This is a genomic window from Nakamurella sp. (assembly GCF_044224575.1).
In the GTDB taxonomy this organism is placed as follows: domain Bacteria; phylum Actinomycetota; class Actinomycetes; order Mycobacteriales; family Nakamurellaceae; genus Nakamurella.
The window spans coordinates 76,312-99,124 of the sequence record NZ_JBGAKE010000019.1 but is presented as its reverse complement, the minus strand read 5'-3'; the positions used below and the strand labels follow the sequence as shown (position 1 = coordinate 99,124).

Below are 22,813 nucleotides of genomic sequence, written 5' to 3'. Positions count from 1 at the left end.
CTGGGCAAGGTGCACCCGAAGCGCTGCACCCCGTGGACGGCGATCGTCTTCACCACGCTGCTCGCGTTCGGGTTGATCGTGTTCGTGTCGATGGGCAGCGCCGACGTCGTCGCGGTGCTCGGCGGGACGACGGCGCTGTTACTCCTCGGGGTGTTCACCGTGGTCAACCTGGCCGTGCTGGTGCTGCGGCGGGACGTGCCGGCCGGCAAATACTTCCGGGCGCCGACCGTGCTGCCGATCATCGGCATGATCACCTGCCTGTATCTGGTGACCCCGCTGACCGGACGGTCGTCGACCCAGTACGTCGTGGCCGGCGCATTGCTGGTGCTGGGGGTGGTGCTGTTCTTCGTCACCGTGCTGATCAACAAGAAACTGGGCATCTCACCCAGCCGCTGGCGGGACCGGTCCGAGATGGTCGAGGAACCCGGCCCCCGCAACTGAGGCCCTCTCCGCCCCCGTGCCGCGCGGATCAACTGCGCCGGCGCGGCTGAACTTGCGCCGAATGTCACGGGTGTGACGCGGGTTGACGACTTCATCCGCGCGGGGCGGGTCGGTTCGAGCCCTCGGAGGGCGCCGGACCACCGGGCGCCGGACCACCGGGCGGCGGACCACCGGGCGGCGGCGAACCATCGCCCTCCGACGGGTCGAATCGAGCGCGAAGCTCGGCCAGCAGGTCTTCGTACTGCCGTCGGTCGAAGGTGAAGCTCACCGGGGGGTCCTCGAACACGGTCGGAGTGTCGTCCCACGGGAACTCGTAGCCCAGGTCGCGCCACTCGACGGTGTCCCGGGAGAACACCACCAGTGCGGTGATCGCGCCGCATCCGAGCGAGAAGCATTCCGCGCAGACGAGCAGCGCGATTCGACCATCCTTGGCGTCCGGCCAGGCGCGGCCGAGCAGACGGTCGATCTGTTCCTGCGCGAGCGGGACCGAGTCGAGCAGCATGGTGACGCGTTCGAAACCCTGACCCTCGTCGTCCTCTTCGGTCATGTGCCGGCGGACGGGCACCCGGTCGACCGTCCAGTCCAGAAAGGTGTCCGTGACGGGTTCGAGGCCCCATCGTCGCCGACCGACCTTGACCAGGGCGTGCTGAGCGGTCGGTGCCTCCACCACTCCCAGGACGACCATCGTGGACGTCACCGGTCGGCCGGGGCGGCGAACCGCATCCGCAGCTCGACCAGCACCCTCTCGTAGGGCGGACGGCCGAAGGTGACGTCGATCGCCGGCTCGAACAGGTCAGGTGCGCGACGTGGGGTCTGATAGCCGAGACCGAGCCACCTGACCTCGTTGTCGGTGTGTTCCACGCGGGTGCTGATGGTGCCGCACCAGAGGTCGGAGCATTCCCCGCACACGAGCAGGGGGACCCGCCCGTCACCGAGGCTGGAGACGCCGTCACCGAGCAGCAGGTCGATCTGGTCGAGTGCGTCGGGGTGGCCCGGACTTAGGTCGGTCGTCCACCCGCGCTTGAGGTAGCTCGCGTCGGACGCGGCCTGCAGCCGGGCCAGCAGCGGTGTCCCGTCGATGACCCAGTCGAGAAAGTTGCTGGTGTGGGAGGGTCGCCGAGCGGGGCGCAGGCGGCCGAACCACCCGCGCGGCACGTAGGCGCTCTCCGCGATCCCCAGCACCGACGGCATGGGCCGATTCTGATGCAGCACAGCAACTCCCGGCGCGTCGGGCTGATCAGTCGAAACCACCGGCGACCCAAATGCCCGAAATGCACCGTTGCTGCAGGCTTGCGGCCGTGCCAGGGCTGATCATCTCGGCAAGAAGGCGTCCGAAATGTCGGACTTGCTGCCGAGTTGATCAGCCTGACGCGGATTCGCCGACTCGCATCCGGTTTCAACCGGAGCGGACGGCTCCTGCGGGGCCGACCGCGTTCAACTCGGCAAGGCGCGACCGAAATGTCGGCCTTCTTGCCGTGTTGATCAGCCTCGCCCGAGTGGCCACCGAGTTGATCAGCGTCGCACTCCAGTCGGCCGGCGCCGGTCGGCAACGACCTGACGGCAACGACCTGACGGCGACGACTGACGCACGGCTGGCAACACGGCTGGCGGCCGCGTCCGATGGCATCGACGTTCCCGCGGGAACGTCGGGACGGGAAACGCGCCGGCCCCGCCCGGCGAACGAATCGCGGGGCGGGGCCGGCCGGTCGGTTCAGCTGCGGATCAGAAATCGATCTCGCCGGTGATGAACTTCTCCACGTTGTCGCGGGCCTGGTCGTCCGGGTACTGGACCGGCGGAGACTTCATGAAGTAGGACGACGCGGACAGGATCGGGCCGCCGATGCCGCGGTCCTTGGCGATCTTCGCCGCACGCACCGCGTCGATGATGACGCCGGCCGAGTTCGGCGAGTCCCAGACCTCCAGCTTGTACTCCAGGTTCAGCGGGGCGTCGCCGAAGGCGCGGCCCTCGAGGCGCACGTAGGCCCACTTGCGATCGTCCAGCCACGGCACGTAGTCGCTCGGCCCGATGTGCACGTTGCGCGCGCCCATGTCCCGGTCGACCTGCGAGGTGACGGCCTGGGTCTTGGAGATCTTCTTGGACTCCAGCCGGTCCCGCTCCAGCATGTTCTTGAAGTCCATGTTGCCGCCGACGTTCAGCTGCATGGTGCGGTCCAGGATGACGCCGCGGTCCTCGAACAGCTTGGCCAGCACGCGGTGCGTGATGGTCGCGCCGACCTGCGACTTGATGTCGTCGCCGACGATCGGCAGCCCGGCGGCGCGGAACTTCTCGGCCCACTCCGGCGTGCTGGCGATGAACACCGGCAGCGCGTTGACGAAGGCGCAGCCGGCGTCGATGGCGCACTGGGCGTAGAAGCGGACCGCGTCCTCGGAACCGACGGGCAGGTAGCAGACCAGCACGTCGACCTGCGCCTCGCGCAGCGTGGCAACGACGTCGACCGGCTCGGCCGGCGACTCGGTGATGGTCTCCCGGTAGTAGCGACCCAGGCCGTCGTGGGTGACGCCCCGCTGCACGGTGACCCCGGTCGGGGGCACGTCGGCGATCTTGATGGTGTTGTTCTCGCTGGAGTTGATCGCCTCGGACAGGTCGAAGCCGACCTTCTTGGCGTCGACGTCGAACGCGGCGACGAACTCCAGGTCGCGGACGTGGTAGTCGCCGAACTGGACGTGCATCAGACCGGGGACCGTGGACCGGGGGTCCGCGTCCTTGTAGTAATCGACGCCTTGGACCAACGACGACGCGCAGTTCCCGACGCCGACGATGGCCACTTTGATCGTGCTCATTGGTTGTCCTCCAGATGATCGCCCGGAGCGGGTGCTCCGGTGGTTGAGGCTGTTGGGTTCGGGTGGTGGGGACCTGCGGGCCGGCTGGACGCCGGGGGTGGGCGGGCCGAGTCGTCCGCCGGCAGCCGGCCCCGTTCGGCATCGATGAGCTCGTTGAGCCAGCGCACCTCACGGTCGGAGGACTCCAGGCCGAGCTGTTGCAGCTCGGCGGTGTAGGTGTCGAGACGGTCCAGCGCGCGCCCCGCGGCCGACCGTTGACCCTCGCGCCGCTCCTCGACCCGTCGTCGGCGACCCTCCAGGATCCGCATCCGGGCCTCGGCCGAGGTCCGAGAGAAGAACGCCAGGTGCACGCCGAAACCGTCGTCGGTCCAGGACTGCGGACCGCTGTCGCCGAGCAGGTCGGCCAGCCGTTCCTTGCCATCGGCCGTGATCCGGTAGGTCACCCGGGAGCGCCGGGAGGACAGCGGTACGGCGTCCGCGTCCACCACCGGATCCTCGGTGGACACGTGCCCGGCCGTCTCCAGCCGGCGCAGCGTGGGATAGAGCGAGCCGAAGCTGAAGGCGCGGATGGTGCCGAGGGTCGCAGTGAGCCGCTTGCGCAGCTCGTAGCCGTGCATGGGGTTCTCGGCCAGCAGGCCGAGGACGGCCAGTTCGAAGACGGTAGAGCTCTCCTTGGCGATGGTGCACCCCCTGCCGTGTCGTGCGTCCGCGCCGGCCGGGCCTCCGCGGCGTCGGGCGCGGGGTATGTCAGGCTGACGAAGTCCGTCCCGCGCTACAACGCGCGGTTATATCGACACGATACATCGCGTCTTCGTTGAATCGGCCCGAGGCGCGCCGGTCGCGACTCCTGCCCGATCTCCGGCGATTCATGCCACACCAATGATTGGTGCACCAATCCTTGGGGTAGCATTCAGCCATGACCCCGACCCGGGACGCTGCCCTGCCCGCGGATCCGCTGGCCCTTGACCAGCAGGTGTGCTTCGCGGTGGTCGTGGCTGCGCGCAACGTTGTAGCGCTGTACCGGCCGATCCTCGAACCGATGGGCCTGACCCACCCGCAATACCTGGTGATGCTGGCCCTGTGGCAGCGCGCCCCGCTGTCGGTGAAGCGACTGTCCGAACTGCTTCAACTCGACCCGGGAACATTGTCCCCGCTGCTCAAGCGGCTGGAAGCGGCCGAGTTGGTGGTTCGTCGACGGGACGTCACCGACGAGCGCCAGTTGGCCGTCGAACTCACCGACCGGGGCCGGGCCCTGCGCGCGCAGGCGCTTCAGGTGCCGCCGGCGGTCGTGGAACGACTCGGCATGCCCCTGAGCGAACTGCAGGCGCTGCACGCCTCGTTGACCCGGGTGATCGCCGCCACCCGGACCCCCGCACACCAGGAGGCCGGGCAATGAACCAAGCAGCGGAGCAATCCGGACTCTTCGGCGGCGGCACTCTCGGCACGGTGCTGCTGATCGTCGGCATGGTGCTGTCCGTCGCAGTCGTGTCCGGGCTCGGGTTCATCGCCCGGATGAACGACCGGACGGCCGAGCGGAAAGCAGCACGGCGGACCGGGTCCGACGAGACCGGTCCGGGCGCGGGTGCCGAGGGCTGATCGGGGGCCTTGCGCACACGCCCGGTTCGCCCGGCAGGGCTCGATGACCCCCGCGTACCCTTGGCCGGGTGCGGACGCAGCGGGGATTGGTGGACTACGCGTTGCAGCGTCGTGCGCTCCTCGCCGAGGTCCGCTCGGGCCGGGCCGGCATCGACGACGTTTGTGACGCCTCGCCGTACCTGTTGCGGGCGGCCAAGTTTCACGGTGTGGCCACGGACGTCGGCTGCCCGATGTGCCGGAAAGAACCGCTCACCCACGTGTTCTGGGTCTACGGCGACGAGATCAAGCACCTGGCCGGGTCCGCTCGCGGGCCGTCCGAGCTGGAGTCGATGGCCGGGACCTTTGGGGAGTTCTCCGTCTACCAGGTCGAGGTGTGCCGGACCTGTTCCTGGAACCACCTCGTCGCCTCGTTCGTGATGGGCAAGAAGGGCGAACCGGCCCCGCGGCGGCGACGCGCCGTCAAGTAGCGACCGACGCGGACGAACGGTGTTGACAGCCTCGACCAGTAGCATCGCGCCGTGACCGCGACCCCTCCGGACGACCCGGCTCGGTCGATCGTCGACGGCAAGAACGATGGCAAGAACGACGGCAAGAACTCCGAGCCGGACGTCGACGGCGCGCTGCTGCGGTCCGCGTCCCTGACGCCCACCGAACGGGTCATCCCGACCTGGACCGACCCGTCCGCGCGGCGAGCCGCCGATCTGATCGGCGGGCCGATGGGTCGGCACGCTCAAGTCGGCCGGAACCGGATCATCACCCCGCTGCGGGTCTGCATCCTGATGGCGATCGCGATCCTGATCTGCGGGTGGCTGTTCAAGGCCGCGTGCATCCAGACCGGAGCCGACGGCAACCTCGACCAGGGTGGTCAGCGGCCCTGGATCACCGCCTGCTACACCGACGTCGTCCCGCTGTACGGCAGCCACGAGTTGGACGTCGGCGCGCTGCCGTACAAGACCAGCTGGCTGGACAACGGCGAGGTCCGGTACATGGAGTACCCGGTGCTGACCGGGTTCTGGATGTATCTGATCTCCGGGGTGTCGCACGGTTACTCCGCGATCGCGCAGGCGTCGGGCGTGCTGCCGGTCCCCCTGGACGTCGGCGCCTACTTCACCATCGGCGCCATCGCGCTCGGCCTGCTGTACCTGTGGGCCGTCTCCAGCACCGCCAGGATCGCCCGCCGGCGGATCTGGGACACCGCGATCATGTGCCTGGCGCCGCTGCTGATCGTGCACGCGTTCACCAATTGGGACCTGCTCCCGATCGCGCTGACCGCTGCGGCGATGCTGGCCTGGGTGCGCAAGAAGCCGGCCCTGGCCGGGGTGTGGTTCGGGCTCGGCACCGCGGCCAAGCTGTACCCGGTGCTGCTGCTGGGCCCGCTGCTGATCCTGTGCCTGCGGACCGGGAAGATGCGGGAGTGGACGCGCACCGCCGTCGCCGCAGCGGTGGTGTGGCTGGTCATCAACGTCCCGGTGATGCTCGCCTGGCCCGCCGGCTGGTACGAGTTCATCCGGCTCAACTCCGAACGCCCGCCCGAGTACGACTCCTGGTATTTCATCTACGCGACCCTGTCCGGCTCGTCGATCTGGGACAAGGCGCCCGGCGCGGCCAGCCCGAGCCTGGTCAACCTGCTGTCCCTGGTGCTGTTCGGCCTGGCCTGCGTGGCCATCGGCTGGTTCGGGCTGTCGGTGCACCGCCGTCCCCGATTTGCGCAGCTCGCCTTCCTGGTGGTCGCCGCCTTCCTGCTCACCAACAAGGTGTGGTCGCCGCAGTACTCCCTGTGGCTGCTGCCGCTGGCCGTGCTGGCGCTGCCCCGCTGGCGGCCGCTGCTGCTCTGGCAGGCATCCGAGGCGATCGTCTGGGTGCTGTTGATGCTGTCCTTCGCCGGCGAGGCGAACAAGGGGCTGTCCATCTACCCGTTCATCAACGCCGCGCTCGTCCGGGACGCGCTGGTGCTGGTGCTGGTCTACCTCGTGATCCGCGACATCATGCAGCCGGACAAGGACCTCGTCCGGATCGCCGGCGACGACGATCCGTCCGGTGGCGTGCTGGAGGATGCGCCGGACCGGTTCACCGTGCCGTCGGTGCCGGCGCTGTGGGCCCGCCGGCGCCGGGCGGACGCCGGGACCGCGGCGGACGCCGGGACCACGGCGGACGCGGTGGGAGCCGACGAGGCGATCGCCGACCGTCGCTGAACCGGCCCGGTCGGGGGACCTGCTCGTTGGCGCCTCGCGGCGCCAGCCATGGGTCAGCCGGATTTGCTGTTCCCGTACGCCACGGTGTCCGCCGAGGCCGAGCACTATTGGTAGGCAAGGCTGCAGAGGGACCAGATCCCCGCGAATCCGACCGGACGGCCTCCGCGCGCCGCCGCCGGACCCGGTCGCGCCGGTGGGACCCTTCCGGGCATGGCCAACGGAGGTCAGCTGCGTCGGCTGAGCATCACCGTGCTCAGCGTGCTGACCATCGGGTTCGGCGCCGCTCAGCTGCTGCCGGGCCCAGCCGCCCCGGAGGCCGGTGCGGCCCCCGCGGCTCCGACCTCGGTGGATCCCCAGGCGGGGGACTCGATGGCCACGGCTTCGCCGGTTGCGCCTTCGCCGGTTGCCGACTCGGCCCTCGTGAACTCGACGATGAGCACCGCACCGACCACCCAGCGGCCGGCCGGCACGATCACCCTCGCGTTCGCCGGTGACGTCAACTTCGCCGAGCGGACGGCCGATCGGTTGGCCGCCGACCCGACGACAGTGTTCGGCGCTGCGGCGCCCGGCCTGGCCGCCGCCGACCTGACGATGATCAACCTCGAGACGGCCATCGCCACCGGCGGCCAACCGGAGCCGAAGTCGTTCACCTTCCGCGCCCCGCCGGCCGCCCTCGGAGCCCTGCGTGACGCCGGGGTGGACGTGGCGTCGATGGCCAACAATCACGCCGCCGACTACGGGGCCGACGGCATCGCCGAAAGCCTGGCCGCGATCAGGTCATCCGGATTCCCGGTGATCGGGTTCGGCGCCGATCATGCGGCTGCCGCCGCACCCTACCGAGCGCTGGTCGGCGGCGTCCCGGTGACGATCTTCGCGGCCAGCCAGGTGCCCGATCGCACCCTGAACGTGTGGACGGCAACCGGCGGGACTCCGGGCATCGCGTCCGCCAACGACCCGCAGCTGGTCGAGAACGTGCGGTCAGCGGCGCAGGCCGGGGAGACGGTGATCGTGTTCCTGCACTGGGGCACCGAGTACCTGAGCTGCCCCGACGGCGACCAGCAGCGGCTGGCCGACCAACTGGCGACCGCCGGTGCGACCGCCGTGATCGGTGCGCACGCGCACGTGCTGCAGGGCGCCGGCTGGCGGGCCGACGGCACGTATGTCGCCTATGGCCTGTCGAACTACTTGTGGTGGCGATCGTTCGGCAACGAGCAGGACGACAATGGTGTGCTCACCCTGACGATCGCCGACCGCCGGGTCGTCCACGCCGAATTCGCGCCGGCCCATCTGGACGACACGGGGGTCCCGGTGCCGGCCACCGGGGCCGTGGCTGATCGCATCGACCAGCAGTGGGAGCGGGTCCGGACGTGCGCGGACCTCGCGGCGGAACCGCCCCGCTGAACGCGCTCGACTGCCCGGTCGATCTCCGAGCCGGGCTCGGCGATGGGGCGGTCGGCGGGAAGCGTTGTACACTTGTACGAATGAAGGGGTGGATCGGTAGAATCAGGACAACGCAGCGGCCTTGGCGCGTAGCGATGCGATCACTCGCCGGGCCTCGGCGACGTCTTTGATGCCAGAGGTTCGACCGACAAGCGCCCCGGTCCGACCGCGGTAGACGAACCGCGCGACATTCGGACCCGGCGGTTGCAGGGAGTCCGCGATCGGCGGGTCGGAGTCGTCGGTGCCCATTCGGATCACCGTCCTTCCGTTCGTCCGGACCGCCGCGGTAGCCGTTCGTGTTCAGCATACGACCGGATCGGCGGATCGGACCGGTGCGGATCACCCGGTGTCGGCCCGGCCGGTGAGGCAGGCTCGGTCGGCGCCGAGCAAACCGGGCCGTCCATCGCCGAATCGCCGGCGGCGCCCTCGTCCGGTGGTCGCCGGCGGTCCCTTGCCGGCTCGACCGGTCGGCGGAGATCGGGGTCGGTCTACCGGAGTCGCCTCGCCGACCGGCCGGATCGGCTCCGCCGACGGTGCACGGCCGAGGCCGTCGCGACGCCGAACGCGGCGATCAGCATGGCCCACCACCCCACGGAACGGATCGGATCAGGGATCGGCACCGCCATGTACAGGCCCGCAAGGATCAGCAGCGCACCGGCGCCCAGCAGGTGCCGCCGTGGTCGGCGGAGGACGGCGGCGACGATCCGGTCCTCCGGTGTTCGCGCGATCCAGGTCAACGCGATCGCGCCGGCGGCGGACAGGATCGCGGCCGCGGTCGGGGCAACCATCGCGCCCGGCAGGAAGGCGTCGCGCAGGTGCCGCCCGACGACCACCACCGCGAACATGCCGGCGACCAGCCAGGTTGCCGCGAAACTCTGGCTGACCACCCCGTAGCGTCGCGGCACCAGGCCCACCACCACGGCGGCGGTGGACAGCCGGGCGCGCGGACGCACCGCGAGGTGCGCCGTGCTGACTCCGTCCGGGGGCAGCTCGGCCGCCACCAGGTGCACCTCCGACCCGGTGACGTCGGTCAGCGTCACCGACGCGATCTCGAGCAGCTGCGGGCTCAGGAACTCGAAATGGTAACTGCCGGCCACCCCGAAATGCTCGAGATCCCAACTCATCTCATAGCGCGGCCGGTCGTGCGGATCGTTGCGGGTGTCGAGGTAGGAGTACTTGACCACGCACCTGCGGCCGAGCAGCGCGGCGTCGAGCTCCACCGCCATCAGGAAGCACCGGCTGAACACCTCGACCATCGAGAAGAAGGTGGCCGACTCCACCGGGTCCACGTCGGCGTCGGCGTCGTCCCGGTCGTGCAGGAACCGGCGCAGCCGCTCCGTCGCCTGCCGGCCGCGGCGCAGGTCGGCCGACACGATGTCCTCGATGAACAGGCCGACCTCGAACGGCTCGTCGGCCGGCCGGTAGCCGTACGTGGCGGCCGCCAACGCGCGCAGGAACATGGCCGACAGCCGGCTGTTGGCCCCGGACTCCAGGAGCGGGACCGGCAGTTCGTCCGGACCGACCACCGAGAAGCAGCTCAGCGGGCCCTTCTGCAGCAAGGTGACCGGCACCAGCACGGCGTTCCGGGAACCGGCCAGCGCGAGCTCGACCGGGACGGTCAGATCCATCGAGATGTTGTGGATGGTGTCCCCGGTCGGCCGCAGATCCACCCGCTCGACCTGCCGGTGGATCCAGTCCTCCGACCCGAGGATGAGCTCGATCAGCTTCTGGCCGTCCGACAGGGTCGGCTCGGCGGCGGCAGCATCCGGTGGTCGGGTCGGCACGGGGCTGAGCGTAGGTGCGGGCACCGACAGCGGCCGCCGCCCCGCCGCCCGGCCGAACCCACGTCGAGCGTCCGGGTGCCGAGCATCCGGGTGGCGCACACCGCCGTGGCACCCGTCGGCTTTCCACCCTCGGCCCACTCGCCACCCGGTCCAGGGCCGAAAGTGGCAGGTCGAGCGCCTGGAGGGGGCCGGCGGCCGGCCCGACGCGGCCGTGCCGTCGCAGGACAGGATGAGGCGCGCACACGCCTGCGCAGGAATGGTGACATCCTGTGCAGTGGCAATCGCTGGAGTGGATTGCCGCCCGCCGTCGCCGCCGACGTCGGGTCTGCGTGGTTGATGCCGGTCAGTGGGCTGTGGTCGAGTACGCAGCTGAGGAGCTGACCCAGGAGATGTGCCTATGACGAACAAGACGGCGACCAAGCCGGTCAAGAACCTGTCCGAGGTGATCATTCGCTTCGCCGGCGATTCGGGCGACGGCATGCAGCTCACCGGCGACCGGTTCACCACCGAGACCGCGGCCTTCGGCAACAGCCTGTCCACCCTGCCGGACTTCCCGGCGGAGATCCGGGCGCCGGCCGGCACGCTGCCCGGCGTGTCCGCGTTCCAGCTGCACTTCGCCGATCACAGCGTGGTGACCCCCGGCGACGCGCCGACCGTGCTGGTCGCGATGAACCCGGCGGCGTTGAAGGCCAACCTGGCCGACCTGCCCAAGGGCGGCACGATCATCGTCGACACCGACGAGTTCACCAAGCGGAATCTGGCCAAGGTCGGGTACGCGGCGAGCCCGGTCGAGGACGGCAGCCTGGCCGACTATCTGGTGCACCCGGTGAAGCTCACCTCCCTGACGGTGGACGCGGTGGCCAAGGTCGGTGTCAGCCGCAAGGACGCCGAGCGGGCCAAGAACATGTTCGCCCTCGGGCTCCTGTCCTGGCTCTACCACCGCCCCCTCGAGGGCACCCGCCGGTTCCTGGAAACCAAGTTCGCCGGCCGTCGGGAGGTCCTCCGGGCGAATCTGGTCGCGTTGGAGGCCGGTTGGTCCTACGGCGAGACCACCGAGGGCTTCGCGGTGCACTTCGAGGTCAAACCGGCGAGCCTGCCGCCCGGCCGGTACCGGACCATTCGCGGCAACCAGGCGCTTGCCCTCGGGTTGGTCGCGGCGGCCGAGCGGTCGCATCTGCCCCTGTTCCTCGGGTCGTACCCGATCACCCCGGCGTCGGACATCCTGCACGAGCTGTCCGCCCTCAAGCACTTCGGCGTGCGGACGTTCCAGGCCGAGGACGAGATCGCCGGGGTGGCGGCCGCGCTCGGGGCCTCCTACGGCGGCAGCCTCGGCGTGACGACGACATCGGGGCCGGGCGTCGCGCTCAAGGCCGAGACGATCGGGCTGGCCGTCGCGCTGGAGCTGCCGCTGATCGTCGTCGACGTGCAGCGGGGCGGCCCGTCCACCGGTCTGCCCACGAAGACCGAGCAGGCCGACCTGCTGCAGGTCATGTTCGGCCGCAACGGCGAGGCGCCGGTGCCGGTGGTGGCCGCGCAGTCCCCGTCGGACTGTTTCGACGCCGCGCTGGAGGCCGCCCGGATCGCGCTGACCTACCGGACTCCGGTCTTCCTGCTGTCCGACGGCTACCTGGCCAACGGGTCCGAGCCGTGGCTGATCCCGGACGTGGCGTCGCTGCCCGACCTGCAGGTCGAGTTCGCCACCGCGCCTAACGACGGCGAGCACTTCCGGCCCTACCTGCGGGATCCGCAGACGCTGGCCCGGCCGTGGGCGATCCCCGGTACGCCGGGCCTGGAGCACCGCATCGGGGGCATCGAGAAGAAGGACGGCACCGGTGACATCTCCTACGACCCGGCCAACCATGACCACATGGTGCGCACCCGGGCGGCGAAGGTCGCCGGGATCGAGGTGCCGCCACTGACGGTGGACGATCCCACCGGAGACGCCGAGGTGCTGGTGTTCGGGTGGGGTTCGACGTTCGGTCCGGTCACCGGGGCCGTGCGCGCCCTGCGCGGGCAGGGGGTCGCGGTGGCGCATGCCCACTTGCGCTACGTCAACCCCATGCCGGCCAACACCGAGGAGGTGTTGCGCCGCTACCGCCGGGTGGTGATTCCGGAGATGAACCTGGGCCAGCTCGCGCTGCTGGTCCGCGGGCTGTTTCTGGTCGACGCGATCGGGGTCAATCAGGTGCGGGGATTGCCGTTCCGGGTCGACGACCTGGTCGGGGCGATCCGCTCGGTCATCGACGGGACCGCCGTCCGGACCGCGGTCGGCAGCGCCGGTCGGTACGGCGGGCCCCTGACGGTGCCCTCGATCCGGGTCGGTGACGAGGATCCGGCCGGATCGGCCGCGCCGCCGGTCGGCGAACAATCGGTCGGCGAACAACCGGCCGGCGAACCACCGGCCGGGGAACCGGCCGACCGGTCCATGGCCGCCAGCACGAACGGAGGATCGCGATGACCGAGACCACCCCGACCGAACGGCCGGTCCGTCCGGCCCGCGGTCGCGCGCCGGCGGTGTCGCTGGCCGGCGCACCCGCGCTCAAGCTCATCCCGAAGGCCGACAGCGCACTGTCGGCCAAGGACTTCAAGTCCGACCAGGAGGTGCGCTGGTGCCCCGGCTGCGGGGACTACGCCATCCTGGCCGCCGTGCAGGGCTTCATGCCCCAGCTGGGCATCCGCCGGGAAAACGTGGTCTTCGTGTCCGGCATCGGCTGCGCCGCCCGGTTCCCGTACTACATGAACACCTACGGCATGCATTCGATCCACGGCCGGGCCCCGGCCATCGCCACCGGGTTGGCGGCGTCCCGCCCCGACCTGTCGGTCTGGATCGTCACCGGTGACGGGGACGCCCTGTCCATCGGGGGCAACCACCTGATCCATGCGCTGCGGCGCAACGTGAACGTCAAGATCCTGCTGTTCAACAACCGGATCTACGGGCTGACCAAGGGCCAGTACTCACCGACCTCCGAGGTCGGCAAGCGGACCAAGTCGACCCCGCTGGGCTCCCTGGACACCCCGTTCAACCCGGTGTCGGTGGCGTTGGGCGCGGAGGCGAGCTTCGTGGCCCGGACCATCGATTCGGACCGGCAGCATCTGACCTCCGTGCTGCAGGCCGCCGCAGTGCACTGCGGCACGGCGCTGGTGGAGATCTACCAGAACTGCAACATCTTCAACGACGGCGCGTTCGAGACGCTCAAGGACTCGACCAGCAAGGACGAGGTGACGATCCGGCTCGAGCACGGCAAACCGATCCGCTTCGGCATCGGTGGCCACCGCGGCGTGATCCGCAATCGGCGCGGTCGACTGGAAGTGGTCGACGTCGACCAGGTCGGCGAGGACGCGCTGCTGGTGCACGACGCCCACGACGAGGACCCGTCGATGGCGTTCGCGCTGTCCCGGTTGTCCCGGGCCGACAACCTGGACAACACCCCGATCGGAGTGTTCCGGGATGTCGCCCGGGGCACCTACGATTCGGCGATGCGGGCTCAGATCGACACCGCGATCGCCGCGCACGGGGTCGGCGACCTGGCCACCCTGCTGGCCGGCAGGGACACGTGGACCGTGCGCTGAGCGGTCAGCCCGGGCCGGACGACCTCGAACCGTTGACGACGGACGAGGTCGACCGGCCGCGTCCGACGGTGCCGGAACAGGCTCGCGAACCGTCGGTCGGCCCGCAGCGCCGCCCGCCCTACGGCCGCAATCCGCTGCTGGCCGCGCACGGGGTGCGGGCCCGGGCCGAGATCGTCGAGGCGGCCCGCGAACTGTTTGCCAGGTACGGCTACCAGGCCACCACGGTGGAATCGATCGGTGAGGCGACCAACCGGTCGGGGGCGGCCGTCTACCAGTACTTCTCGGGAAAGTTCGAGATCTTCGAAATCTTCCTGCGGGAGGTCGGAGACGAGCTGGGTCGGGTGACCGAGCAATTCCCGTTGCTCACCGACGATGACACCGGCCGGCGCGCCCTGCGTGACTGGATCGTCCAGTTCATGGAGATGATCGAGCACCACGCCGGCACGTTCCTGGGCTGGTCGCAGATCCAGTTCTCCGATCCCGAGCTGGCGGTCCTGGGCCAGGAGAACTTCCAGCGCTACCAGACGACCATCCTGGACCGGCTGGTCCGGGCGCGAGTCCATCCGCCGGCGCTGTCCGTCGTTCCGGTCGGCATCATTTCCGTCATCCAGTGGAGTGCCCTGCTCAACGACCGAAGCGGTCGACCGGTGGGCCGGCAGGCTCTCGCCGCCGCGCTGGCCACAATGCTGCACGCGTTCCTGTTCGCGCCGGCCGCCGAGGCGGTCGGGCCCGAACCCGACAAGCCGCTCGCCGACTACCACCTGCCGACGATCCCGCTCGGGGACGAGCTCGGGCTCCGCCGGCCGGTCACTCCCCGCGGCGTCGGTACCGTCCAACGCATCCTGCTGGCCGCCGCCGAGCGGTTCCGGGTGAATGGCTACCGGGGCACCAGCCTGAACGACGTCGCCGCCCGGGCCGGGGTGAGCCACGGCAGCGTGTACACCTACTGGGCCGATCGGGAGGCGTTGTTCGGCACCCTGGCCCGCGACGCGACGGCCGCCGTCACGGCGCAGCGCTGTCGCCCGCCGGTCGGCGAGCCCCCCGGCGAGGTGATCGACCGGTGGGTCGACGGTTGGATGACGGTGATCGACCGGCACGGCAGCGTGCTCTACGTGTGGCAGCACGAGGTCGGCGGTCCCGGTCTGGAACAGCTGAGCGCTCAGCGGGATCAGGCGCTCGACGCGGTCGTCGCGGATCTGATGGGACTGTGTCCGGAGCCGCCGGCGGACCCGGTGGCGTTGGGGGTCGCCCTGCGCGCGGTGATCACGGATGTGCCCTTCGTGCTGTCCGCCCAGCTGGCCATCCTGCCGCGGTCGGACGCCGCCGATTTCGTGGCGCAACTGTTGCGGGCCGGCCTGGGTGCGAGCCGGGGTGACGCGCCACCGTCGATGAAGCCCATTCCCTAAGGTGACCTGGAGGCGGCCGGCACCGCGGCCGCGGAATCGTGCGCGGAGGTTCAGCCATGCAGGTCGAGCTGCGTCACAGCCCGTCGTTCGCCGTCGTCCGGCTGCACCTGGCCCCCGGGGAGCAGTTCCTCGGCGAGGCCGGGGTCATGGTCATGCAGTCGTTCGGCGTCACCGTGTCGTCGCAGATGCAGGGCGGTTTCATGGCCTCGCTCAAGCGATCGGCGCTGGGTGGCGAATCGTTCTTCGTCAGCACCTTCAGCGGGCATCCCCAGTCGCCGACCTGGGTGGACATCGCCGCGCGGCTGCCCGGCGACGCGACCGTCATCGACTGCCGTCCGGACCGGCCGCTGGTGCTGACCAAGGGCTCCTGGCTGGCCAGCGAGATGGGTGTCACCCTGGACACCAAGTGGGGCGGGGCCAAGCTGCTGTTCGGCGGTGAGGGCGGCTTCGTCGTGCACTGCACGGGGCAGGGCAAGGTGGTGGCCGGCACCTTCGGTGCGCTTGACCTGATCGAACTCGGGCCCGGGCAGGGCTTCACCATCGACACCGGTCACCTGGTCGCGTACGACGCCGGCATGCAGGTCCAGCTGCGCAAGGTGGCCAAGGGTTGGATCCAGACCGGCAAGACCGGTGAGGGTTTCGTCATGGACATCAACGGGCCTGGTCGGGTCTGGACGCAGAGCCGCAACCCCGGAGCCCTGGTCGACTGGCTGACCCAGGTGCTGCCGTTCACCCGGTCCTGATGACCGCGCCCGACGGCCCCGAACCGGCTCCGGGCGCGCCCGGCCGGAGAGACCTGCCCGGTGCGGACGTCGTGATCCGCGGTGCGCGCCGGGCCGATGCGCTGGCGCTGGTCCCCCTGTACGCCGAATGGGATCACCCGGCCACCGCCGCCGTCGTCGAAGCGGTGCTCGACGCCTGGGCGCGGCACGACGATCGGGTGATCCTGGTCGCCGAGGTCGGCGATGTGCTGGCGGGAATGGCCGCGGTGTCGGCGGTGCCGCACCTGTCCCGTCCGGGTTGCGGTGCCCGGCTGGTCGGCCTGGTCGTCGGCCGGAACCATCGACGTCGTGGCATGGCGAGCGCCCTGGTGGGCGCGGCCGAGCGGCACGCCCGGGGGTGGGGCTGTGACCAGATCGAGTTGACCTCCGGCCGGTTCCGCGAGGAGGCGCACCTGTTCTATCCGGCCCGTGGCTACGAGGAGACCTCGGGCCACCACGCTCGGTACCTCAAACGGCTCGGGCCGAGCTGACCCTCCCGGATCGCCGGTGCCGCCTGGCCCGGTCCTACGAACGGTGCCCGACGGCGGCCGAACCCAGCGCCGAACCGTCCGGAGTCGCCCCGCTCGGCTCGCGATCCCGGGCCGGAGCGTCGTCGTCGTGCACGTAACGCCCCCCGCGAACGAGCGATGCCAACGCGCCGACCACCGACAGCGCGGCGGCGACCCCGAACACGATGACCAGACCCTGGTGGAACGGCCCGGAGATCAACTGCGGGAAGAACTCCTGGCCGGTCAGCGTGGCCGCGTCCGCCGGCGGCAGTGTGCTCAGCACGCCGGTCGGGGCCAGCAGGCTCTGGATCGGGTTGTAGCCGAGGAACGCGGCGAACAGGCTGCCCACCGGGGGCAGAGCGGCGACCTGGTCGGCCACGGCGGCTGGCACGCCGTGGGCGGTGAGCCCGTCGTGCAGGGTCTGCGGCAGGCTCGCCGCGAGACCGGCCACCATCAGCGAGAAGAAGATTCCGATGGACAGCGACGACCCGGCGTTGAGCACGGTTCCGGCGACGCCGGAGGCGGCGCCGCGTTCGTTGGCCGGGACGCTGCTCATGATCGCCGACCGGTTCGGGGCGCTGAACATGCCGGAGCCGATCCCGGACAGCAGGGTGATCACCGCGAACGCCCAGTAGGGAAAGTCGACCGGCAGGATCATCAAGCCCACGAACGTGGCCGCGACCAGCAGCAGGCCGGCGGAGGCGAAGCCGCGCGCGCCGTACCGGTCGGACAGGGTGCCGCAGATCGGTCCGGCGATGAGGAACCCGACCGTGATGGGCAGCATGTAGATGCCGGCCCAGAGCGGGGTGTCCTCGTAGGCGAAGCCGTGCAGCGGCAACCAGATCCCCTGCAGCCAGATGATCAGCATGAATTGCAGGCCGCCGCGGCCGATCGCGGCGAGCAGCCCGGCCAGGTTTCCCATCGCGAAGGCGCGGATGCGGAAGAGCCGCATGTCCAGCATGGGTGCCCGGGAGCGGAGCTCGATGAGTACGAACAGGCCGAGCAAGGCCAGCCCCCCGACGATGCCCCCGATCACCCACGGATTCGTCCACCCGGTGGGGTGCCCGCCGTACGGCTGGATCCCGTAGGTGATGGCGGTGAGCAGGGCGGTCAGGCCGACCGCGAAGGTGATATTGCCCGGCCAGTCGAGTGAGCCGGGGTTGCGGGTGCCGGTCTCGTGCAGCGATCGGTAGCCCCAGACCGTGCCCAGCACGCCGAGCGGCACGCTGACCCAGAAGACCGCCCGCCAGTCGATGACGGCCAGGAAGCCACCGGCCAGCAGGCCGAGGAAGCTGCCGGCGATGGCCGCGACCTGGTTGATGCCCAGCGCCATGCCCCGCCGGTGCGCCGGAAACGCATCGGTGATGATCGCCGTGGAGTTCGCGAACAGCATCGCGCCGCCCACCCCCTGGACGATGCGCCAGCCGATCAGCCACAGTGCCGCTGGCCCGCCGGTCGTCGGATCGAGGGACAGCGCGATCGCGCCGACGGTGAACACCACGAACCCGAGGTTGTAGATCTTCACCCGGCCGTACATGTCGCCCAGCCGGCCGAACGTCACCACCAGGACCGCGGTGACCAGCAGGTAGCCCATCAGCATCCAGAGCAGGTAGCTGACGTTGCCGGCCTGGAGCGGGTCCAGCCGGATTCCGGTGAAGATCGCGGGGAGCGAGATGATCACGATCGAGGCGTTCACGGTCGCCATCAACATGCCGAGGGTCGTGTTCGACAGGGCCACCCACTTGTAGTGGGGATGGTCCTGCGGGAGGAACTGGGTACGGGCCATGGGGCACTCCGGGTAGGGAAAGGCCGAACTAGTTATTCTCGCTAACGAAGCCTACCCGGGTTGCCGGGCCGCGGGCATCCGTCGAACCCCGGGGGGTCACCGACGTAGGGTGATCCCGCGGCCACCGTGGGTGGCTTTGCGCGTATGACGTCGGCAAGAGGGGGAAGATCGTCGTGACGATTCGCAGGGGGTGGGCCGTCGGTGCGGTCCTGGCATCGATGGTCGTGCTGGCCGGCTGTAGTTCCGGATCGAGCTCGTCGGGGACGACGTCCACCGCGAGCTCGTCCACCGCGAGCTCGTCCACCGCGTCGTCCACCACGAGCTCGGCGACCGCCGAGTCCTCGTTCGAGGCCAGCCGACCGGTCGCGACGACGACGGTCGGCGGTGACGCCACCAGCCTCGACGAGCAGTCGACGGCCTGGTTCTCGGCGCTGTGCACCGGCATGGCCCCGTTGGGCGACCTGACGAATGCGTCGACCCAACAGGAGGTCAGCGACGCGATGATCGCCGCCGGGGAGGCGTTCCGGAGCACCGGCGAGACGCTGGGCACGCTGCCGCCCCCCACCTTCGACGGCGGGGACGTGTTGGCCGAGAACACTCAGAGCGGGTTCCAGGTCGCCGCGACCGCGTTCACCGACCTGGGCAACAAGGTGCTCGAGATCAAGGACGGCGACACCGCCGGGCAGCAGCAGATCGCCAAGGATCTCCAGGCTGCGGCGCAGGACACACCGATCGCCCAGATGCAGCTCACGCCGGCGCTGACGGCGGCGGTGCAGCAGATTCCGGCCTGCCAGAAGGTCTTCGGCGGTTCCTGATCGGCTCCGCCGGTGGCCGCGGGCGGGGCGATCCTGGCGGGCTGCGGGTCCCGGTACGGGTCCCGCGGCCCGACCCCGGGTGGCCGGCGGCGTGATGGAATCGACGGGCGGCCTCGCGACACGCCCGAGCGGATCGCCGCGACCAGGCACACGGATTCGTCGGCGAGGTGCGTCGTCATCTGCTGTCGGCCGGGCCGGTCATGGCGGAGTTGTCGCCGGTTGACCGGTTTGATGATCGACTCCTGGCAGAATGCCGAGCATGTCGCTGCGGCCGGGTGAGCTCTTCGCCGGCTACACCATCGAGCGCGAGCTGGGCGCCGGCGGCATGGGTTCGGTGTACCTTGCCCGGCACCCACGGCTGCCGCGGTTCGACGCGCTGAAGCTGTTGCGGTCCGAATTGTGCGACGACCCGGCGTTCGTCGGCCGATTCGAGCGCGAGGCGGACATGGTGGCCCAGCTCGACCATCCGAACATCGTCGCCGTGTACGACCGCGGATCGGCCGACGGGCAGCTGTGGATCAGCATGCGGTTCATCGACGGCACCAACGCCGAGAAGGCTCTCGGCGAGTACCCGGCCGGCATGCCGGCCGAGCGCGCGGTGCGCATCGTCGGCCGGGTCGCGTCGGCGCTCGACTTCGCCCACCGGCACGAGCTGCTGCATCGGGACGTCAAGCCGGCGAACATCCTGCTGGCTCCCGGCGCCGACGATGACGACGAGTCCGAGCAGGTCTTCCTGTCCGACTTCGGGGTGGCCAAGGCTATCGGCGCCGCGGCCGACCGGATCGCCTCACTCACCAGCACGGGCAGCGTGGTGGCCACCCTCGACTATGCATCCCCCGAACAGATCAAGGGGCAGACGCTCGACCACCGCACCGACATCTACGCGTTGGGCTGCGTCCTGTTCAAGCTGCTGACCGGCACCGTGCCCTTTCCGGGCGACTCGATCGCCACCCGGGTGTACGGCCACCTCAACAGCCCCGCCCGAGCCCCGTCGAGCATGGTCCCGGGCCTGCCTGCCGCATTCGACACGGTCGTCGCCACCGCGATGGCGAAGGAGGCGGACGACCGGTACCCGACCTGCCGGGCGCTGGCGCGGGCCGCGCAGGCCGCGCTGACCGATCCGGCCGCCCCGGCCACGCCCGCGGGGCCGCTCGCCGGGCCGGACCTGGCGACCACGGTCACCGAGCGTCCGGTTCCGGCATCCCCAACCGGATCAACGCGACCGGGTGAGCTTGCGCCACCGGCCTGGTCGTCGACGGTTCGCCCGCTGTCGACACCGGGTGAGGACGCGCACGGCCCCACGCCGGTCGGGTCCGGCGGCCCACCGCCGACGGCGGGGACGGCATCGCCGCAACCGGCGGCGACCAAAGATCCGGATTCGGGCCGGCCGGTGGGGCGGCGGCGAGCCAACCGCCTCATCATCGCCGCGCTGGGCGTCGCACTGCTCGGGCTGATCTCCGTGGTCCTCTGGGCCGCCCTGTCCGGGCGTGGAGTACCCGGAACGGCGGGGCCGGCGGCGGTGACAAGTCCGGCGGTCTCGTCCACGAACGGGTCGCCGTCGGCGGCGGAAAGCACACCGGGCCCGGTGCCGGGACTGCCGCACTCGACCCCGCTGCCCGAACAGGTGTTGGTCTCGTCCCGGGTGGTCGACGGGGCGACCAACCTCTATCTGGTCGACGCCGGGAGCGGCGCCGTCGGCGCTCAGCTCACCAACAGCGGGGTGGGTCCGGCCTATCCGATCCTGTCTCCGGACCGGGGGTCGATGATCTTCGTCCAGGCGGGCGGCGCGGATGGTCCGAAACTGCTGACCGCGGCGGTCGACGGGAGCGGGCAGCGCGAGCTGTTGACGGCGCTGCCGAACGACTGCACGACCTTCTTCCGACCGGCGTGGAACCCGGCCGAGCCCACCCAGATCGCTTTGCCGTGCCTCTCGGGCGATGGAACTGTGCAGGTGCACCTCGTCTCGGTGGACACCGGAACCGTTGCGGGGTCGATCGACACCGCCTTTCCCGTCGTCGACGACCTGGCGTTCTCGGCGGACGGCCGGCAGGTGGTCTATTGGGGTGCGGCCTCCGCGCAGGACCCCGGGGCCATCTACATCCAAGGGGTTGGCTCCGGAGCCGACCCGATTCCCCTGGTCCCGCCGGCCGACGGGTCCTCGGATGCCGATCCGGTCTTCTCCCCCGACGGTGAGCGGGTCGCCTTCCGCCGCGCGCTGACGTCAGGTGGCCAACCGGTCGCCCACATCATGGTGGTCGGCACCGACGGGTCCAATCCGACGATGGTCACCGACGGGCCCTCCACGGATCAGGACCCGATCTGGTCCCCGGACGGAAAGCAGATCGCGTTCAAGAGCAATCGCCAGAATGCGGCCGGGACCACGGACAACGAGATCTGGGTGGTCGGCGCCGACGGCGGCGGACTGCGCGAACTCGGGGTGGGCAGCCCGGGCCACGCGGACGGGGCGCCGGCCTGGGGTCACCGATGACGACGGGGGGTTACGGGGTCAGCAGCTCCACAATGGTGGCGTTGGCCTGGCCGCCGCCCTCGCACATCGTCTGCAAGCCGTAGCGGATGCCGAAGGCGCGCTGGTGATGGACCATCGCCGTCATCAGGCGGGCCCCCGACGCCCCCAACGGGTGGCCGATGGCGATGGCGCCGCCACCGGGGTTCACGACCTTGCCGACCGCGTCGTCGCCGTCTGCCAGCTCGGCCAGCCAGGCCAGCGGCACGACGGCGAACGCCTCGTTGACCTCGAACACCCCGATCTCGTCGAGCCGGACACCGCTGCGCTGCAGTACCTTTCGGGTCGCCGGGATCGGCGCGGTGAGCATGATGACCGGGTCGGCCGCGGCAAGCACGGCGGTGTGCACCCGGGCGATCGGCGTCAGGCCGAGTTCGCGGGCCTTCTCGGAGGTGGTCATCAGCAGCGCCGCGGCCCCATCGGAGATCTGGCTGGAGTTGCCGGCGGTGACCACCCCGTCCGCGGCGAACGCGGGGCGCAGCGAACCCATGGCGGCCAGGCTGCCGCCCCGCCGGACGCCTTCGTCGACCCCCACCGGTTCGCCTCCGGTCAGCTCCGCCGGCACCTGCACGATCTGGTCGTCGAACCATCCGGCATCCTGGGCCGCGGCCGCCTTCTCGTGCGAGGCGAGGCTGTACTCGTCGAGCCGGCTGCGGGACAGGCCCCACCGCTCGGCGACCATCTCCGCGCCGACCCCCTGGTGCGGGGAGATCTCGCCGTACCGGCCGGTCCACCCGCTGGCGGAGAACGGCGAGCCGGCCACCTGCACCGTCGCGCCCATCGGGACCCGGGACATCGACTCGACCCCGCCCGCGACCACCACGTCGTACTGGCCGGCGATCAGCCCGGCCGCAGCGAAGTGCACCGACTGCTGGGAGCTGCCGCACTGCCGATCGATGCTCACCCCGGGCACCGTGTCGGGCCAGCCCGCGGCCAGCACCGCCGTCCGGGCGACGTCCGCGGTCTGCTCGCCGACCTGACTCACGCACCCCCAGATGACGTCGTCGACCAGCACCGGGTCGACGCCCGTGCGGTCGACGATCGAGCGCAGAAGGTGCGCAGAGAGGTCGACGGGATGCACGCCGGACAGGCCACCGTTGCGCTTGCCGACCGGGGTGCGGACTGCCTCGACGATCACCGCGTCACGCATGGGAGCTCCTCACCTGCCGTTTCTCCCCACTCTACGA

Annotated in this window: 19 protein-coding genes and 1 pseudogene; 13 read left to right on the top strand and 7 right to left on the bottom strand. The window is 70.6% G+C overall.

Annotated elements, in window-relative coordinates; all coding sequences use genetic code 11:
• Positions 1–441: pseudogene (locus tag ACILSK_RS19150) on the top strand (amino acid permease); the annotation flags it as partial.
• A gap of 91 nt (positions 442–532) precedes the next feature.
• Here ACILSK_RS19150 and ACILSK_RS19145 read toward each other — a convergent pair.
• From ACILSK_RS19145 to ACILSK_RS19130, 4 genes are all read right to left on the bottom strand, one after another.
• Entirely contained in the window at positions 533–1,138 is a 606-nt protein-coding gene (locus ACILSK_RS19145; protein ID WP_395728772.1) for a hypothetical protein, read from the bottom strand.
• Positions 1,135–1,632, bottom strand: a complete 498-nt coding sequence (locus tag ACILSK_RS19140; RefSeq protein WP_395728771.1) for a hypothetical protein — start codon at positions 1,630–1,632, stop codon at positions 1,135–1,137. Before ACILSK_RS19140 ends, ACILSK_RS19145 begins: the two co-directional genes overlap by 4 nt.
• A gap of 531 nt (positions 1,633–2,163) precedes the next feature.
• Complete coding sequence (locus tag ACILSK_RS19135) at positions 2,164–3,243, bottom strand: inositol-3-phosphate synthase (RefSeq protein ID WP_395728770.1); 1,080 nt, start codon at positions 3,241–3,243, stop codon at positions 2,164–2,166.
• Complete coding sequence (locus ACILSK_RS19130; protein ID WP_395728778.1) at positions 3,240–3,923, bottom strand: PadR family transcriptional regulator; 684 nt, start codon at positions 3,921–3,923, stop codon at positions 3,240–3,242. Before ACILSK_RS19130 ends, ACILSK_RS19135 begins: the two co-directional genes overlap by 4 nt.
• Positions 3,924–4,159: 236 nt before the next feature.
• Between ACILSK_RS19130 and ACILSK_RS19125 the strand changes: the two genes are divergently transcribed.
• From ACILSK_RS19125 to ACILSK_RS19105, 5 genes are all read left to right on the top strand, one after another.
• On the top strand, positions 4,160–4,639 hold the full coding sequence (locus ACILSK_RS19125) for a MarR family winged helix-turn-helix transcriptional regulator (RefSeq protein ID WP_395728769.1): 480 nt from the start codon (positions 4,160–4,162) through the stop codon (positions 4,637–4,639).
• On the top strand, positions 4,636–4,839 hold the full coding sequence (locus ACILSK_RS19120; protein WP_395728768.1) for a hypothetical protein: 204 nt from the start codon (positions 4,636–4,638) through the stop codon (positions 4,837–4,839). Before ACILSK_RS19125 ends, ACILSK_RS19120 begins: the two co-directional genes overlap by 4 nt.
• A 68-nt stretch (positions 4,840–4,907) precedes the next feature.
• A complete protein-coding gene (locus ACILSK_RS19115) occupies positions 4,908–5,306 on the top strand; it encodes a DUF5318 domain-containing protein (protein ID WP_395728767.1) in 399 nt (132 codons plus the stop codon).
• A gap of 51 nt (positions 5,307–5,357) precedes the next feature.
• Entirely contained in the window at positions 5,358–7,031 is a 1,674-nt protein-coding gene (locus ACILSK_RS19110) for a glycosyltransferase family 87 protein (RefSeq protein ID WP_395728766.1), read from the top strand.
• Between the two features lie 210 nt (positions 7,032–7,241).
• Positions 7,242–8,432, top strand: coding sequence for a CapA family protein (locus ACILSK_RS19105; RefSeq protein WP_395728765.1), 1,191 nt, complete (start codon positions 7,242–7,244; stop codon positions 8,430–8,432).
• 527 nt (positions 8,433–8,959) lie between these two features.
• Here the strand turns inward: ACILSK_RS19105 and ACILSK_RS19100 are convergent.
• A complete protein-coding gene (locus ACILSK_RS19100; protein WP_395728764.1) occupies positions 8,960–10,255 on the bottom strand; it encodes a hypothetical protein in 1,296 nt (431 codons plus the stop codon).
• Positions 10,256–10,652: 397 nt separating this feature from the next.
• On the opposite strand from ACILSK_RS19100, the gene ACILSK_RS19095 reads away from it, so the two are divergent.
• The 5 genes from ACILSK_RS19095 to ACILSK_RS19075 are packed head-to-tail and all read left to right on the top strand — an operon-like array spanning position 10,653 to position 16,483.
• Positions 10,653–12,713 carry a 2-oxoacid:acceptor oxidoreductase subunit alpha gene (locus ACILSK_RS19095; protein ID WP_395728763.1) on the top strand — a complete coding sequence of 687 codons (2,061 nt, stop codon included), beginning with the start codon at positions 10,653–10,655 and terminating at the stop codon, positions 12,711–12,713.
• Positions 12,710–13,825 (top strand): 2-oxoacid:ferredoxin oxidoreductase subunit beta, encoded by a 1,116-nt coding sequence (locus tag ACILSK_RS19090; RefSeq protein ID WP_395728762.1) that lies wholly within the window; start codon positions 12,710–12,712, stop codon positions 13,823–13,825. Before ACILSK_RS19095 ends, ACILSK_RS19090 begins: the two co-directional genes overlap by 4 nt.
• A complete protein-coding gene (locus tag ACILSK_RS19085) occupies positions 13,810–15,231 on the top strand; it encodes a TetR/AcrR family transcriptional regulator (RefSeq protein WP_395728761.1) in 1,422 nt (473 codons plus the stop codon). Before ACILSK_RS19090 ends, ACILSK_RS19085 begins: the two co-directional genes overlap by 16 nt.
• Before the next feature lie 56 nt (positions 15,232–15,287).
• Complete coding sequence (locus tag ACILSK_RS19080; RefSeq protein WP_395728760.1) at positions 15,288–15,974, top strand: TIGR00266 family protein; 687 nt, start codon at positions 15,288–15,290, stop codon at positions 15,972–15,974.
• Positions 15,974–16,483, top strand: a complete 510-nt coding sequence (locus tag ACILSK_RS19075) for a GNAT family N-acetyltransferase (RefSeq protein ID WP_395728759.1) — start codon at positions 15,974–15,976, stop codon at positions 16,481–16,483. Before ACILSK_RS19080 ends, ACILSK_RS19075 begins: the two co-directional genes overlap by 1 nt.
• A 34-nt stretch (positions 16,484–16,517) precedes the next feature.
• Here ACILSK_RS19075 and ACILSK_RS19070 read toward each other — a convergent pair whose 3' ends face one another.
• Positions 16,518–18,287 carry an MFS transporter gene (locus ACILSK_RS19070; protein ID WP_395728758.1) on the bottom strand — a complete coding sequence of 590 codons (1,770 nt, stop codon included), beginning with the start codon at positions 18,285–18,287 and terminating at the stop codon, positions 16,518–16,520.
• A gap of 173 nt (positions 18,288–18,460) precedes the next feature.
• Here ACILSK_RS19070 and ACILSK_RS19065 point away from each other — a divergent pair, with 173 nt between their 5' ends.
• Entirely contained in the window at positions 18,461–19,102 is a 642-nt protein-coding gene (locus ACILSK_RS19065) for a hypothetical protein (protein WP_395728757.1), read from the top strand.
• Positions 19,103–19,361: 259 nt separating this feature from the next.
• Complete coding sequence (locus ACILSK_RS19060; RefSeq protein ID WP_395728756.1) at positions 19,362–21,590, top strand: protein kinase domain-containing protein; 2,229 nt, start codon at positions 19,362–19,364, stop codon at positions 21,588–21,590.
• Between the two features lie 10 nt (positions 21,591–21,600).
• On the opposite strand, the gene ACILSK_RS19055 is transcribed toward ACILSK_RS19060, so the two are convergent.
• Entirely contained in the window at positions 21,601–22,776 is a 1,176-nt protein-coding gene (locus tag ACILSK_RS19055; RefSeq protein WP_395728755.1) for a thiolase family protein, read from the bottom strand.
• Positions 22,777–22,813: the final 37 nt, after the last annotated feature.

Excerpts from the sequence above, each read along its gene's own strand:
- ACILSK_RS19140 (WP_395728771.1), bottom strand. The coding sequence starts at position 1,632 with ATGCCGTCGGTGCTGGGGATCGCGGAGAGCGCCTACGTGCCGCGCGGG.
- ACILSK_RS19135 (WP_395728770.1), bottom strand. The coding sequence starts at position 3,243 with ATGAGCACGATCAAAGTGGCCATCGTCGGCGTCGGGAACTGCGCGTCG.
- ACILSK_RS19125 (WP_395728769.1), top strand. The coding sequence starts at position 4,160 with ATGACCCCGACCCGGGACGCTGCCCTGCCCGCGGATCCGCTGGCCCTT.
- ACILSK_RS19120 (WP_395728768.1), top strand. The coding sequence starts at position 4,636 with ATGAACCAAGCAGCGGAGCAATCCGGACTCTTCGGCGGCGGCACTCTC.
- ACILSK_RS19105 (WP_395728765.1), top strand. The coding sequence starts at position 7,242 with ATGGCCAACGGAGGTCAGCTGCGTCGGCTGAGCATCACCGTGCTCAGC.
- ACILSK_RS19095 (WP_395728763.1), top strand. The coding sequence starts at position 10,653 with ATGACGAACAAGACGGCGACCAAGCCGGTCAAGAACCTGTCCGAGGTG.
- ACILSK_RS19090 (WP_395728762.1), top strand. The coding sequence starts at position 12,710 with ATGACCGAGACCACCCCGACCGAACGGCCGGTCCGTCCGGCCCGCGGT.
- ACILSK_RS19080 (WP_395728760.1), top strand. The coding sequence starts at position 15,288 with ATGCAGGTCGAGCTGCGTCACAGCCCGTCGTTCGCCGTCGTCCGGCTG.
- ACILSK_RS19075 (WP_395728759.1), top strand. The coding sequence starts at position 15,974 with ATGACCGCGCCCGACGGCCCCGAACCGGCTCCGGGCGCGCCCGGCCGG.
- ACILSK_RS19070 (WP_395728758.1), bottom strand. The coding sequence starts at position 18,287 with ATGGCCCGTACCCAGTTCCTCCCGCAGGACCATCCCCACTACAAGTGG.
- ACILSK_RS19060 (WP_395728756.1), top strand. The coding sequence starts at position 19,362 with ATGTCGCTGCGGCCGGGTGAGCTCTTCGCCGGCTACACCATCGAGCGC.
- ACILSK_RS19055 (WP_395728755.1), bottom strand. The coding sequence starts at position 22,776 with ATGCGTGACGCGGTGATCGTCGAGGCAGTCCGCACCCCGGTCGGCAAG.